This window comes from Gardnerella coleohominis (assembly GCF_002896555.1).
GTDB lineage: Bacteria > Actinomycetota > Actinomycetes > Actinomycetales > Bifidobacteriaceae > Bifidobacterium > Bifidobacterium vaginale_F.
In genome coordinates, this window is record NZ_MNLH01000009.1 from 43437 (window position 1) to 58315 (window position 14879).

The window sequence follows — 14879 nt, forward strand, 5'->3', positions numbered from 1 at the left end:
GAATTAACGAATCACGTAGTTCCATGGATCAGACGATTCTTTAAGCCAAATGACTTCTATATGCTCCCCAGAACTTGTTTTAATAGCATTTTCAATATCTTCAACAGCGTAATTAAACCACAAGGATTCTATAGCACTATGAGGTGTATTGATAAGCATAGGCTTGATTGAATCAGAGTTATCCAATTGTGATAATCCGCATTTTTTCCTCAGCAAAAATTCATAGCGAGCTTGTTCAATCGCGTCAAGTGCTGGATGATGACGTAAGTCACTTGTAACATACACTTCAGCTCCACTTGCTCTAACCTCGTCAAATAGAGAATCTCCAGATCCAGGTAGTACTGCGATTTTAGAAACTACAGCGTCAATATCACCGCATACTTGTATTCCAACTTCTGTATGAGGTATTGTCTTAAAAACTTTATTAGCAAATTCACGCAAACTAATAGGATTTTCAAGCTCGCCAATCCTGCCAAGTCCAACTTCATGGCCTTTAGCATCTAATTTTTCAGCAGGAACTAAAGGATGCTGATTAATCAGACCAAAAGCATCAGCTGCAGCATGAGCAACTCCACGCCAAGCAGAATCCGCATTAGTGTGGCCAACCCATAATCCGCAATGGTTTTCTATAAGATTACGAACAATCTCCCCGCGAACACCTCGTCCAGAAACTTCATGAACAGATCGGAAGAATAAAGGATGATGCGTTACTAATAAATCTGCATTCATGTCGCAAGCATGCTTGACAACAGATAAAGTGGGATCAGACGCACAAACAATACGCTTAACAGGTGCCGTCATATCTCCAACTATGAGACCAGGCTCATCCCATGACTCAGCAAGATCCAAAGGATAAAGCGATTCTAATACTTGAACAGTTTTAAATAACGACACCATGATTTCTTCCTAACGCTCACTAAGTAGTCAATAATCAAATAGGAATCTTAAAGAAACATATACGATTATTTGAGTACCGGGTTCTCGCTCATAAGAAGTAAGAAGCTTCTAGAGTGTGCAACGATATTGAAACCAGCTTCATAATGCAACTCAGGACCAGTAGGATTATTTGTGTCTACAATTAGAGTCCACTTTTCTCCATAACGCTTATCAGGCAAAGTGAAAGTAATTGGTTCGTAATGAGCGTTGAAAAGAAGAATGAAGTCATTATCGACCATTCTACTTCCATACCAATCTGTTTCAGGAATGTCTGAGCCGTTTAAGTAAATCATCACAGACAAAGCATGCGTATTTGACCACGCGTGCATATCCATAACTGAGCCAGTGTGATCAAACCACTCAACTTGTGGAATTTCTGAAACATCGTCATCAGCTTCACGTCCTGTGAAGAATCTACGACGATGCAATACAGGGTGATTTAAACGAAGATGAATAAGTTTCGCAACAAAATCAAACATTTCTTGCTGCGTATCGTTAATGTCCCAATTCATCCACGAAATGCTATTGTCTTGGCAATAAGCGTTGTTGTTTCCATTTTGAGTGCGCATAATCTCATCGCCAGCGCAAATCATAGGAATACCTTGACTCATTAATAGAGTGGAGAAAAGATTGCGTATTTGGCGTTGACGAAGATCGTTAATATCGTGTATCGTCGTAGGACCTTCAACTCCGCAATTCCACGAGCGATTGTCGTTAGCGCCGTCGTTATTGCCCTCTTTATTCGCTTCATTATGTTTTTCGTTATAGCTCACTAAATCATTCATAGTGAAGCCATCGTGAGCGGTAATGAAGTTTACTGAGGCTACAGGCTTGCGTCCATTTTGCTCATATAAATCTGAGCTACCCATAAGGCGACTAGCAAATTCAGGCAAAGTCGATGGTTGCGAGCGCCAGAAGTCACGTACGCAATCACGATATCGTCCGTTCCATTCCGACCAGCTTGGAGGGAATCCGCCTACTTGATATCCTCCTACGCCGATATCCCAAGGCTCTGCAATAAGTTTTACGCTAGAAATAATCGGATCTTGCTCGATAATGTCAAAGAATGCAGAAAGCTTATCTACTTCTTGGAATTGACGAGCTAGGGTTGCTGCCAAGTCGAATCGGAATCCGTCTACGTGCATTTCAGTTACCCAATAGCGCAAGCTGTCTGTGATTAATCGCAGTGCTTTTGGAGATCGCATAAGAAGCGAATTACCAGTACCAGTAGTATCGAAGTAATGTCTCTGATCGTTATCTACGAGACGATAGTATGCGCGATTATCAATGCCGCGGAAGCTTAAAGTTGGGCCTCTATCGTTTCCTTCAGCGGTATGGTTGTAAACAACGTCGAGTATAACTTCCATTCCGGCAGTATGGTATGCCTTAACCATTGCTTTGAATTCGTTAACTTGTTCTCCGCGCTGTCCGGAACTTGAGTACGAATTCTGAGGAGCAAAGAAGCCTATAGTGTTGTATCCCCAATAGTTACTTAAGCCCTTATTTTGCAGGAATGAGTCGTTTACGAATTGGTGAATAGGCATTAATTCAATAGCGGTAACGCCTAGTTTCTTCAGATAATTAATAACTGTTGGGTGAGCTAATCCAGCATAAGTTCCGCGAATTTCTGGAGGAACTTGACGATCTAAATTAGTCATTCCACGAACGTGAGCTTCGTAAATAACTGAGTCATGATAAGGGATCATAGGATGTTGATCATTTCCCCAGTCAAAGTACGGGTTGATTACTGCAGCTTTCATAGTGTGCGAAGCAGAATCCAAAGTGTTTATTGCAGTAATATCGTCAGGATTGGCAAACCAATATGAAAATAGGCTTTCATCTCCGTCAATATTTCCTTCTATGGCTTTTGCGTAAGGATCAAGTAACAATTTATGTGGATTGCACCACAAGCCATGTGAAGGATCATAAGGTCCGTATACTCGGTACCCGTAACGCTGTCCTGGCTGAATGCCAGATATGTAGGTGTGCCATACATATGAATTCTGCTCTGTGATGTCGATGCGAGTTTCATTATCTTGCTCGTCGAACAAGCATAACTCAACACGTTTTGCTACTTCGGAAAATAGCGCAAAATTCACACCCGCGCCATCGTAGGTGGCACCAAGCGGGTACATAGAACCTGGTCTAATCTGCATAGTTTAAGTATCGCATATATTTGCGTAAGTTTCATGAATATAAGAGCGTTTCTTTAGAAAAGAATAAAAATTCATTAAAAACGGCGTTATAACGCAAAATTTGCTCGTTGTAATAAGTATTTTGCGTGTTGTTTTAAAAGTTTCTTAATTTAGCTTGCAAGCGATCGCTTTGTAATGCTGCAACTTGCCTTGAAAATACAATAATCCAGCCAAGGAATAGGAGACAGGAAAGTGCTTCTACGTTAGTTAGAGTGTTGTATCCGCGTAACCATTGTGTTCCAGCCCAAGATGTAAGCAGTATAGCCAAATCAGACGCGATGTAGAAAGTTTTAGAAAGTTGCGGTGCAAGAAGTGGGAGTCCGACGAGCACAGCTCCTACTAGCAAAGTAACGCCTCTAGCGCATAAATCATGAATGAATGGATGCGGAGTGTATCTAAATGTTCCAATTCCAATAAATGCAACGCCGCCGAGAATAAGTAACGTTGCCATTATGGTTGTGCGAATATAAAAGTATTTAATAGTATGATTTTTGTGTTTTGTATCTGATTGTGTGTCTTTCTGTGAGTATTGCTGTTGACTTCTAAGTTCTTCTTCTAGTGCTTCATGCTGTATTTCTACGAATTCTGTTACAGCAAAGTAGCTTGTAATAATTATGCAAATTCCAGCGAGTATTAGCGTAGCGTTAAACATGCTTGCTGCGAATGTTGTTCGATCGCCTAGCTGCGAAAAATTATTGTTATACCAATATGGATCGTCAGATGTTAATCCTGCTGTAGCTGCTCCTGAAATAACGAAAAGAGGTAGTAAAGATGCTACGGTTTTTGCTTCTAGAAGTTCGGCTTGTACAAGAGTTGCGTATCCAACAATTCCAGAAAGAGCAGAGCAAAATACTGGTAAATAACTATTTACAACGCTTCTGCCAACGATTCCATTGATAATAGAAAGAAGTGCAAAGGACATAAGAAACATTGTTGCGCCATAAATTGTTGACAATGCTGTGATTTCAAAGATGTGTTTAATTATTCTTATCCAGCGTTTTACAATTAGATTTCTATGCGTGCGTAAATATCCGACTATAAAAGCTCCCATGCTGCATGCGGCTACAATCCCAGATGCCATTGTGAATAGTCGTTGACTAACTTGCCATATTGCAGGCATAACATTCATATATACAGTCATGGCAATAATAGCTAAGACTGCGCAAATTAGGAATGATATAAGACCTGCTGCTTCAGCACGCTGAAATTTACCCATAGCTAACCTTTCTTAAACTAAATATATTGTATCGTGTTAATTTAAATGGGCGTAATTTCGTTTTTTTATATTTCGTTTTTTTTTTATATTTGCTATTTGTCTTACTTATGTTTGATTGCTTTTATTTGCTTTATTTTATAGCGTTCTTATAGTCATTCTTTTATATTTACTTAACTTAATTCTGTAGTTTTGTAATTCTGTAATTCTGTAATAAAAATAAAAATTTGCTTAATTTTTGATTTATCAGCGTGTCGCGTTTGTATTGGGAAACAATTTGCGCTACACTAATCACTTGTGCTTGGAACTGGTAATCAGTTCAAAAGCCTCGGGGTGTAGCGCAGTTTGGTAGCGCGCCTGCTTTGGGAGCAGGATGTCGCAGGTTCGAATCCTGTCACCCCGACTTTTTTATATCTATTGAAATATTTATGACTGTTTACTAGATACGCTCTGCTATTCAGAAGGCAGAGATTTGAGATTTTTCGCCCATATATTTTTTATGTAGCCGTACATATTTATAGATAGTATTCATAGTATGAGTGATATTAACGATACTGCGGATTGCACTACTTCTTGGAAAGCACCGTATGCTAATCATCAATTAAAAGCTTTTATTGAGGTTCCTGGTAGTAAATCCTTGTCGAATCGTTATTTAATTCTGGCAGCAATAGGCACAAAACCTGTAGTTTTACAAGGATTATTGCGCTCGAGAGACACAGAGCTTATGATTAACGCTTTATCTACATTCGGAGTTAAATGTGAGTCGCTAAATGAAGATGGCACTAAGCTTCGCGTAATTCCTCCTGAAGACGGAATTTTTAGAGTTCCAGATAATGCTGAAGTGTATTGCGGTTTAGCTGGAACTGTAATGCGTTTTGTTACAGCTTTAGCTTTATTTGCAAATAAAGCTGTGCGATTTGATGGCGATAAGCAAGCTTATGCTCGTCCTATGAAGCCAGTTCTTGACGGCTTAGAGCAGCTTGGTGCTCGCGTAGAATATCACGGAGAAGAGGGTTTCCTACCTTTTACTATTACTCCTCTTGCGAATGAATCTAGAATAAATGATTTTTCTGAAAAAGTTGTGCAAATTGATTCTTCTTCATCATCGCAATTTATTTCTGCGCTGCTTCTGATTGGCTCGCGTATACCTGGAGGCTTAAGCCTTAAGCATATGGGATCAACATTGCCAAGTATGCCGCATATTCGTATGACTATGGATGATATTTGCAAAGCTGGCGGAATTGTGAATATGACTAGCAACGCAATATGGCATGTTAAAGAGAGCAAAATAGCTTTAGCGGATACTGTTACTATAGAGCCTGATCTTTCGAATGCTGCGCCATTTTTAGGATCGGCTTTAATTAACGGAGGAAGTGTTAGCATACCTAATTGGCCGCTTTCAACAACTCAACCTGGGGGATTGCTTCCTGGAATATTAGAGAAAATGGGCGCAAAAGTTAATTTTGAAAAAACAAGCGATGACGCTGGAATAATGCATGTTGAAAGCGATGGTGCGATTAAAGCAATTCCGTATCTTGATTTGAGTGCAGCAGGGGAGATTGCTCCGAGTATTGCAGCAATTCTCGCGTTTGCGGATGGGCCAAGTGAACTTCATGGTATTGCGCATTTGCGAGGACACGAGACGAACCGTTTGCAAGCTTTAGTTAATGAATTAAATCGAGTTGGGATTGGCGCTAAAGAGCTTGAAGACGGCATTCGTATTGAGCCAAGTAATCATATGCATGGTGAAGTAATGGAAACTTATGCGGATCATCGCATGGCAACTTTTGCTGCAATGCTTGGATTGCGCATAACTGGTATTTACGTGAAAAACATTGAAACCACGCGCAAAACAATCCCTGATTTTCCAGGAATGTGGCATAAAATGCTTGAATAACAAATAATCCCGAGCCTTTTTGACCCGGGATTATTTATATCTATTTATTTATATCTATTTATTTGTTTGTTTTACGCTGTTAAGTGCCAACGATTTAGTGCTTAAACTTGTTGCCGTAGCTATCTTCGCCAGCTTCAGCAATAGCTGCAGCCTTGCGTGCAATAGCCAACTCTTCGTTCGTTGGAATTACAGCAATAATCACAGAGCTGTCTGGAGTGGAAATAACGCGTGGTTCCTTAGAACGAACAAGGTTCTTTTCCTTGTCAAGCTTAACGCCGAATGGCTCAAGCTTTTCGCATACGCGAGCGCGCACGATTTCATCGTTTTCGCCAACACCTGCAGTGAAGGTGATAACATCGACGCCGCCCATTTGAGCAGTGTAATTGCCAATGTATCCAACAATGCGATGAACGTATACGCCGAGAGCAAGCTTAGCGTTTTCATCACCTTCAGCAATAAGCTTATGAATATCACGCAAATCGCCGTGGCCAGTCATGCCCATCATGCCGGAACGCTTGTTGAAGAGAGTATCAAGCTCGTCCACGTTCATATGAGCGTTGCGAATAAGGTGGAAGACTACAGCTGGGTCGATATCGCCGGTACGGCCGCCCATCATTAAGCCTTCGAGTGGGGTTAAGCCCATAGAAGTTTCAACTGGCTTGCCAGAAATCTGAGCAGAAGCAGAAGCACCGTTACCAATGTGCAAAACAATCTGCTTCAAACCTTCTGCAGGCTTACCGACAACGCTTGGAACAACAGAGCCAATGTATTCGTGAGAAGTGCCGTGAGCACCGTAACGACGAATATGATAGCGGTCTGCGATTTCCTTATTCAAAGCATAAGTTGCTGCAACCTGTGGCAAATCATGGAAGAACGAAGAATCGAATACCATAATTTGTGGAACATCTGGCAAAAGTTCAGTCATGACTTCAGCACCAACAGCTTCTGGGCCGTTGTGAAGTGGAGCCAAAACTGCCAAATCCTTAACCTTATTGATTGTCTTAGTATTTACTAATGCAGGCTTAGGGAATGTTAAGCCACCCTGAACAACGCGGTGACCAACGGATACAATGCCAGACTCTGAAAGCTTTGGACCATATTCCTCGAAGAATCCAAGTACACGCTTCAAGCCTTGCTCGTGGTCATGAACTGGCTCATCGAACTCATGCTTTTCGCCATTGAATACGTGCTTGTAGTGTCCGTCAACTGGCTCGCCAATTTTCTCAACGATGCCGGAAGCGATACCTTCGCCGCTTTCCAAGTCAACGAGCTGATACTTAATCGAACTGGAACCAGAATTGATAACAAGAACGGTTTTTGCCATGTGGGCATCCTCCATAAAGTATTGATAAGGCTTGTAAATTGCCACGCTCTAGTTTAGCGTTAAGTTCCTACAATACATTGCTGTACTGTGCTTATTCAGATTGTGCTTCAAGAGCTGTAAGTGCAACAGTGTTAATAATGTCTTGTACAAGAGCTCCTCGAGATAAATCGTTAACAGGTTTATTTAATCCTTGTAAAATTGGACCTACTGCTAACGCTCCGCTAGATCGTTGAACAGCTTTGTATGCTATATTTCCTGCGCATAAGTCTGGGAATACGAAAACGTTGACGTGTCCTGCAACAGAATTTCCTTTAGCTTTTGACTCCGCTACTGTGCTAGACCATGCTGCGTCAAATTGAATTGATCCAACAACTTGTAAATCTGGCGCTTTTTCATGAACTAAGCGTGTTGCTTCTTCTACTAAATCTACGTCTGGGCCTTTTCCAGATCCTAGAGTTGAGTACGATAGCATGCCTACTTTAGGTTCAAGTCCGAATGCTGAAGCTGTTGCAGCTGATTGAATAGCAATATCAGCTAACTGTTCTGCAGTAGGATTAGGGTTAATTGCGCAATCAGCAAAAATTGCTACATGGTCTTTAAAGCACATAATGAATGCTCCAGAAACCAGCTTAGAACCAGGCTTAGTTTTTATAACTTGAAGAGCAGGACGTACAGTATTAGCTGTTGAATTTACAGAACCAGAAACAAGACCATCTGCTTGACCTAGGACTACTAGCATAGTGCCGAAGTAGCTTGCATCAGTTAGCTGTTCTCGCGCTTGTTTTTCTGTCATTCCTTTCTTTGAACGCAATTCGCAAAGCTTTGTAACCATATGGCTAAGCATTGCTTCATCATGCATTGATTGGAAACTTGCTTTACATACTGAGTGAAGATTTAATTCTTCGGCTCTCTCCAATATAGATTCACGTTCTCCGACAATTATTAGGTTGACTATATCTCGTTCGAGTAAATAATCTGCGGCTTTAAGAATGCGATCTTCTTGTCCTTCTGGAAGAACAATAGTTTTCTTATTTGATTGAGCTTTTCCTAGCAAACTATATTGGAAAGCGTAAGGAGTGATTGATGCGTTGAAAGGTTGACGTAAAGCGTTTAGTATATCTTCTTCTTTTACTAATTCGTTAAAAGATTCCAAAGTTTTATTAATATCGCTGCTATCTAATTCAGGAAGAACCCATAGTGGAATATTTCTTATATGTGAAATATTGTCAGATTTTGTATAACTTTGCGAAGTGTAATCGCGTATTACTTGCAATCCTATTTCTTCACTGCAATCTGTAACAAAAATGCCCAGAACTTGCGCGCTTTCCTTAGTAATCCTAGCATTTTCAGCATCAATTGTTTCCAAGATTTGTTCAGAATTGCGATTTTTTGCAGAAACTACTAGGAAGATTGGAGATGCTAAATCTGCTGCAACTTGTGCGTCAAAAGCAAAAATATCAGGATCGTAAACAGGAGTAAAGTCGCTAGCAACAATTAAGCAAGCTTGAGCTTGTGTTTTCTTTAAAACTTCGTGATAAGCTGCAACGATATCTCCTCTTACTATGTCTTTATTGTTTCGTATTTCGCAAGTTTGTAATCCAATAACATCGTTTGTAGGAATGTTACTATTTGCAAGATTAAGTAATGATGTAGTAAAAGCGTCATCTTTTTGAGCAAACGGGCGGAAAATTGTAGTCGAATAATGCTTAGATAATACCTTCGTTATTCCTAGAGCGATTGCGTTTCGTCCTTCAGTGTTTTCAGCACTTACGATAGTTACATTTAGAGGTGACACGCCTTTTCTCCTTTGATACGGTTCGTGTTAAACATTTGGCATATAAATATGACAATGTATTCGTATTTCTTTCATAGTACATAGCTTTAAGTTTGTTATATTTTGCGATGCGCTCGCGACTAAACAAATGCTCGATGTGCTACAAAACTTCTATGATTTTAAACCATCTTATGAATATACATGCGCGGATTTTGTAAATTAAAACGAAATAGTGCTACCAACATATGCCGATAGCACTATTTTCTAGGTAAATATTATTTTATTATTTACTTTTATTTACTATTATTTACTTTTATTATTTATTCCCACTCGATTGTGGCAGGTGGCTTAGAAGTTACGTCAAGTACAACTCGATTGATTTGACGGCATTCGTTTGTGATTCGAGTAGAAATCTTAGCTAATACGTCGTAAGGCACGCGAGACCAATCGGCAGTCATAGCATCCTCAGAACTGACAGGACGCAAAACAATTGGAGAACCGTATGTGCGCTCGTCGCCCTGAACACCAACTGAATGAACGTCAGCAAGTAATACGACTGGGCATTGCCAAATATCGCGGTCTAATCCAGCTTTAGAAAGCTCTTCTCGCGCAATAGCATCTGCTTCACGAAGCACAGCTAAGCGCTCGCGAGTAATTTCGCCAACAATACGGATACCTAAGCCTGGGCCTGGGAATGGTTGACGCCAAACAATTTCATCTGGAAGACCAAGCTCAGTTCCAATAGCGCGAACTTCATCTTTAAACAAAGTGCGCAAAGGTTCAATAAGCTTAAACTTCAAATCCTTTGGCAAACCGCCAACGTTGTGATGTGACTTAATATTTGCAGCTCCGTCTCCGCCGCCTGATTCAACAACATCTGGATAAAGTGTGCCTTGTACGAGGAACTTGACTTCTGCTCCAGATTTTCCAGCTTCTTCAATAACTTGACGCTGAGCTTTTTCAAAAGTTCGAATGAATTTCTCGCCGATAATCTTTCGCTTGCGCTCAGGTTCGCTCACGCCTTTAAGTGCTTCAAGGAAGTCATCTTCTGCATCAACTGCAATAAGTTTGATTCCGGTAGCTTTTACAAAATCATGCTTAACTTGTTCAACTTCGCCTTTACGAAGAAGACCATGGTCTACGAAAACGCAAGTAAGCTGATTTCCAATAGCTTTATGGACTAATGCTGCTGCAACAGCAGAATCTACGCCGCCAGAAAGTCCACAAATAACCTGTGCGTCTCCAACTTCGGCGCGAATCTTAGCAACTTGATCTTCAATTATATTAGAAGGATTCCAGTCGTTTCCTAGACCTGCGCACTTATGCAAGAATGTAGAAATAAGTTCTTGACCAAGAGGAGTGTGCTTTACTTCAGGATGCCATTGAACGCCGTATAATTTTCGATTTGTATCTTGCATTGCTGCAACTGGAGCACCTTGAGTATGTGCTAATACAGTGAAACCTTCAGGAGCGCTTTTAACGGCTACACCGTGACTCATCCAAGTGTTTTGTTCAAATGGGGAGTTTGCTAGCAATCCTTCTGAGTCGTCGATAGTTGCAGAAGTTTTACCGTATTCTCCAAGAGCAGCTTTATCTACGTTTCCGCCTAATTCATGAGCCATAACTTGGAATCCGTAACAAATTCCAAGAACTGGTATGCCTGCATCGAAAATCTTTGGATCGATATCTGGTGCGCCTGGCTCATATACGGATGCAGGTCCGCCTGAAAGAATAATAGCTTTCGGGTCTTTTGCGAGCATTTCGTCGACTGGCATGGAGTGTGGAACAAGTTCGGAATATACATTTGCTTCTCTAACTCTTCGAGCGATTAGCTGTGCATATTGTGCTCCAAAATCAACAACAAGCACTGGACCTTTAGCCATGATTCTCCTTATATATATGTTCTTACACGATTCAATTTATAATAGTGGCGCTTTTAGACGTTGGGGGCTGACAAAACGCCGAAAGTTAACATGCGAATCATGCGAATAATTGGTTAAATGTTGGTTATTTGCATATCTTTTGTTCTAAATTTTGTAATTTAAGGTATAAATCGAACATTAAAGATAACATAATGTATACAAATGAACTAATTTTTGCGCACATTATCACACATTTTTTCAACATAAATGCACGAAGAAGTAACCAAACGAACAAAAGTCAGACGCTGGCACTATACTGAAACGGATGGAAAAAGAGCTGAATACATTTGTTTTTCAGCTTCTATAACCAAATGGTAATGATCAAATTGCACTGAAAAGTGCTTGAGTACAGGAGTACACATGACGAGTCCTGTTATTGGCACCCCTTGGAAGAAGCTTAATGCTCCAGTTTCTGAGGAGGCTATCGAAGGCGTAGACAAGTATTGGCGTGTTGCTAATTATCTCGCTATCGGTCAGATTTATCTTCGCAGCAATCCTCTAATGAAGGAGCCTTTTACTCGCGAAGATGTTAAGCATCGTCTGGTGGGCCACTGGGGCACCACTCCAGGTCTTAACTTCCTTATTGGCCACATCAATCGTTTCATTGCTGATCACCAGCAGAACACCGTGATTATCATGGGTCCAGGCCATGGCGGCCCAGCTGGTACTGCTCAGTCCTATCTCGACGGTACTTACACTGAGTACTATCCAAAGATTACCAAGGACGAAGCTGGTTTGCAGAAGTTCTTCCGTCAGTTCTCTTACCCAGGCGGTATTCCTTCTCACTTCGCTCCTGAAACCCCAGGTTCCATCCACGAAGGTGGCGAGCTTGGTTACGCACTTTCTCACGCTTACGGCGCTGTTATGAACAACCCAAGCTTGTTCGTTCCAGCAATCGTCGGCGATGGCGAAGCTGAAACTGGTCCTTTGGCCACCGGTTGGCAGTCCAACAAGCTTGTGAACCCACGTACCGATGGTATCGTGCTTCCAATCTTGCACTTGAACGGTTATAAGATTGCTAACCCAACTATTCTTTCCCGTATTTCCGATGAAGAGCTTCATGAGTTCTTCCACGGCATGGGTTACGAACCATACGAGTTCGTTGCTGGCTTTGACGATGAGGATCATATGTCCATCCACCGTCGCTTCGCTGACATGTTCGAAACCATCTTCGATGAGATTTGCGATATTAAGGCTGAAGCTCAGACTAACGATGTAACTCGTCCTTACTACCCAATGATTATCTTCCGCACTCCAAAGGGTTGGACCTGCCCGAAGTTCATCGATGGCAAGAAGACCGAAGGTTCTTGGCGTGCACACCAGGTGCCACTGGCATCTGCTCGCGATACCGAAGCTCACTTCGAGGTTTTGAAGAACTGGATGAAGTCCTACAAGCCTGAAGAGCTCTTCGATGAAAAGGGCGCTGTTAAGGAAGACGTTCTTTCCTTCATGCCAAAGGGCGAACTCCGTATTGGTGAGAATCCAAACGCTAACGGCGGTCGTATTCGTGAAGACTTGAAGCTTCCAAAGCTTGAGGATTACGAAGTCAAGGAAGTTAAGGAATTCGGTCACGGCTGGGGTCAGCTCGAAGCTACCCGTCGTCTTGGTGTTTACACTCGTGACATCATCAAGAACAACCCAGATTCCTTCCGTATCTTCGGACCAGATGAGACTGCTTCCAACCGTTTGCAGGCTGCTTACGAAGTAACCAACAAGCAGTGGGATGCTGGCTACCTTTCTGGCTTAGTCGATGAGCACATGGCTGTTACCGGCCAGGTCACCGAGCAGCTTTCCGAGCACCAGATGGAAGGCTTCCTCGAGGGTTACTTGCTCACCGGTCGTCACGGCATCTGGAGCTCTTACGAGTCCTTCGTACACGTTATCGACTCCATGTTGAACCAGCACGCAAAGTGGCTTGAGGCTACCGTTCGTGAGATCCCATGGCGCAAGCCAATCTCCTCTGTGAACTTGTTGGTATCCTCTCACGTATGGCGTCAGGATCACAACGGCTTCTCGCACCAGGATCCAGGCGTAACCTCCGTGCTCTTGAACAAGACCTTCAACAACGATCATGTAATCGGCATCTACTTCCCAGTAGATTCCAACATGTTGCTTGCTGTTGCTGAGAAGGCTTACAAGTCCACCAACATGATTAACGCTATCTTCGCTGGTAAGCAGCCAGCTGCTACTTGGTTGACTCTCGACGAAGCTCGCGAAGAGCTCGAGAAGGGTGCTGCTGAGTGGAAGTGGGCTTCCAACGCTAAGAACAATGACGAAGTTCAGGTTGTTCTCGCTGGTGTTGGCGATGTTCCACAGCAGGAATTGATGGCTGCTGCCGACAAGTTGAACAAGCTTGGCGTTAAGTTCAAGGTTGTTAACGTTGTTGACTTGCTCAAGTTGCAGTCCGCTAAGGAAAACAACGAAGCTTTGACTGACGAAGAGTTCACCGAGCTCTTCACTGCTGACAAGCCAGTCCTCTTCGCTTACCACTCTTATGCACATGACATTCGCGGCTTGATTTACGATCGTCCAAACCACGACAACTTCAACGTTCATGGCTACAAGGAGCAGGGCTCCACTACAACGCCATACGATATGGTTCGCGTGAACGACATGGATCGTTACGAGCTTACCGCTGAAGCATTGCGCATGGTTGACGCCGCTAAGTATGCCGACGAAATCAAGAAGCTCGAGGACTTCCGCCTCGAAGCCTTCCAGTATGCAGTCGACAATGGTCTTGATCACCCAGACTACACCGATTGGGTATGGCCAGGCGTTAAGACCGACAAGCCAGGCGCTGTCACCGCTACCGCTGCAACCGCTGGCGATAACGAGTAGTTTTAAGCTGATAAAGCTAAAACTGGTTAGTTAAATATTTCGGGAGTCAATCGAAAGGTTGGCTCCCGATTTATTTTTTGATTTTGAGTATTAACCAGCATCTTTGGGGAATAACCAGCATATTCTAAATCAACCATGAATTTGCCATGAATTTGGGAATTAGTGCATACTGAATTTTGGAATTGCTTCACAGTCTTTAATCTAGAAATAACTAAAGTTAGTCTTTAGTTAGCTATATCAGGTATTAAATATATATAAAACCAACAAATGTTTAGACTATAAAACATATGTTGATTTTTTCAAAAAAATGTAAAATAAATTGACAATTTAAGCAATTTAAGTTTTAAGCTTTATTTTTTTGCGTTTTTACGGCGTGTCGAACCTGTATTTTTTCCATCAAATAATGTAAAAACCTTAAATTTTTATTAAAAAAATGCCGTTATATAGATTTTTATAACAAGAAAACGATATTATTAAAAAGTACATTAAAATACAAGTGAGCTTTACGATATTGAAGGTAGATATTAAAGATAGAGTAGTCCTATCTAACTTGTCATGTTCGCTTGCTTTGCAGACTTGCGTTTAATGCACTTTATTGCTTCTGTGCAGTGTGTGATTTGCTGCTCGGATGGATTGTGATTGATGCTGCAGAGTTTCGTTCAGCTTCGTTATTGTTACCAGGCTCAACCTTTATTTAAGGAGTGAACCGTGAACGGTGTTCTGTCTGTACTGCTTGACGTTTTTCGTCAGCCTGCAGTAATTGTTGCCTTAATATCTATG

At 41.8% G+C, this 14879-nt stretch carries 8 protein-coding genes and 1 tRNA gene; 3 read left to right on the forward strand and 6 right to left on the reverse strand.

The genetic code is table 11. The features are described 5' to 3' along the window. Window positions 1-3 precede the first annotated feature (3 nt). The 3 genes from BFS05_RS06255 to BFS05_RS06265 form a co-directional block, all read right to left on the reverse strand. Window positions 4-897, reverse strand: a complete 894-nt coding sequence (locus BFS05_RS06255; RefSeq protein WP_103085103.1) for a Nif3-like dinuclear metal center hexameric protein — start codon at window positions 895-897, stop codon at window positions 4-6. Between the two features lie 65 nt (window positions 898-962). Then, window positions 963-3092, reverse strand: coding sequence for a glycogen debranching protein GlgX (gene glgX, locus BFS05_RS06260; RefSeq protein WP_103085104.1), 2130 nt, complete (start codon window positions 3090-3092; stop codon window positions 963-965). A gap of 133 nt (window positions 3093-3225) precedes the next feature. Beyond that, on the reverse strand, window positions 3226-4347 hold the full coding sequence (locus tag BFS05_RS06265; protein WP_103085105.1) for an ABC transporter permease: 1122 nt from the start codon (window positions 4345-4347) through the stop codon (window positions 3226-3228). A 326-nt stretch (window positions 4348-4673) separates the two neighbouring features. Between BFS05_RS06265 and BFS05_RS06270 the strand changes: the two genes are divergently transcribed. Next, window positions 4674-4747 (forward strand) — tRNA-Pro (locus BFS05_RS06270). 132 nt (window positions 4748-4879) lie between these two features. Next, a complete protein-coding gene (gene aroA / locus BFS05_RS06275; RefSeq protein ID WP_103085106.1) occupies window positions 4880-6241 on the forward strand; it encodes a 3-phosphoshikimate 1-carboxyvinyltransferase in 1362 nt (453 codons plus the stop codon). A 94-nt stretch (window positions 6242-6335) separates the two neighbouring features. Here aroA and BFS05_RS06280 read toward each other — a convergent pair whose 3' ends face one another. The 3 genes from BFS05_RS06280 to guaA all read right to left on the reverse strand — a co-directional run bounded on the left by BFS05_RS06280 (window position 6336) and on the right by guaA (window position 11222). Then, a complete protein-coding gene (locus BFS05_RS06280) occupies window positions 6336-7565 on the reverse strand; it encodes an acetate/propionate family kinase (RefSeq protein WP_180978623.1) in 1230 nt (409 codons plus the stop codon). A gap of 91 nt (window positions 7566-7656) precedes the next feature. After that, the gene (gene pta / locus BFS05_RS06285; RefSeq protein ID WP_103085107.1) at window positions 7657-9360 is read right to left on the reverse strand and encodes a phosphate acetyltransferase; all 1704 of its coding nucleotides are present in this window, start codon (window positions 9358-9360) and stop codon (window positions 7657-7659) included. Window positions 9361-9659: 299 nt separating this feature from the next. Continuing rightward, window positions 9660-11222, reverse strand: coding sequence for a glutamine-hydrolyzing GMP synthase (guaA, locus tag BFS05_RS06290; RefSeq protein WP_103085108.1), 1563 nt, complete (start codon window positions 11220-11222; stop codon window positions 9660-9662). Between the two features lie 399 nt (window positions 11223-11621). On the opposite strand from guaA, the gene BFS05_RS06295 reads away from it, so the two are divergent. After that, complete coding sequence (locus BFS05_RS06295) at window positions 11622-14099, forward strand: phosphoketolase (RefSeq protein WP_103085109.1); 2478 nt, start codon at window positions 11622-11624, stop codon at window positions 14097-14099. The last annotated feature ends 780 nt before the right edge of the window (window positions 14100-14879 follow it).

What these genes read in the sequence shown, in the direction of transcription:
- BFS05_RS06265 (WP_103085105.1), bottom strand. Translation starts at nt 4,347, where the DNA reads ATGGGTAAATTTCAGCGTGCTGAAGCAGCAGGTCTTATATCATTCCTA.
- guaA (WP_103085108.1), bottom strand. Translation starts at nt 11,222, where the DNA reads ATGGCTAAAGGTCCAGTGCTTGTTGTTGATTTTGGAGCACAATATGCA.
- BFS05_RS06280 (WP_180978623.1), bottom strand. Translation starts at nt 7,565, where the DNA reads ATGGCAAAAACCGTTCTTGTTATCAATTCTGGTTCCAGTTCGATTAAG.
- BFS05_RS06255 (WP_103085103.1), bottom strand. Translation starts at nt 897, where the DNA reads ATGGTGTCGTTATTTAAAACTGTTCAAGTATTAGAATCGCTTTATCCT.
- glgX (WP_103085104.1), bottom strand. Translation starts at nt 3,092, where the DNA reads ATGCAGATTAGACCAGGTTCTATGTACCCGCTTGGTGCCACCTACGAT.
- BFS05_RS06295 (WP_103085109.1), top strand. Translation starts at nt 11,622, where the DNA reads ATGACGAGTCCTGTTATTGGCACCCCTTGGAAGAAGCTTAATGCTCCA.
- aroA (WP_103085106.1), top strand. Translation starts at nt 4,880, where the DNA reads ATGAGTGATATTAACGATACTGCGGATTGCACTACTTCTTGGAAAGCA.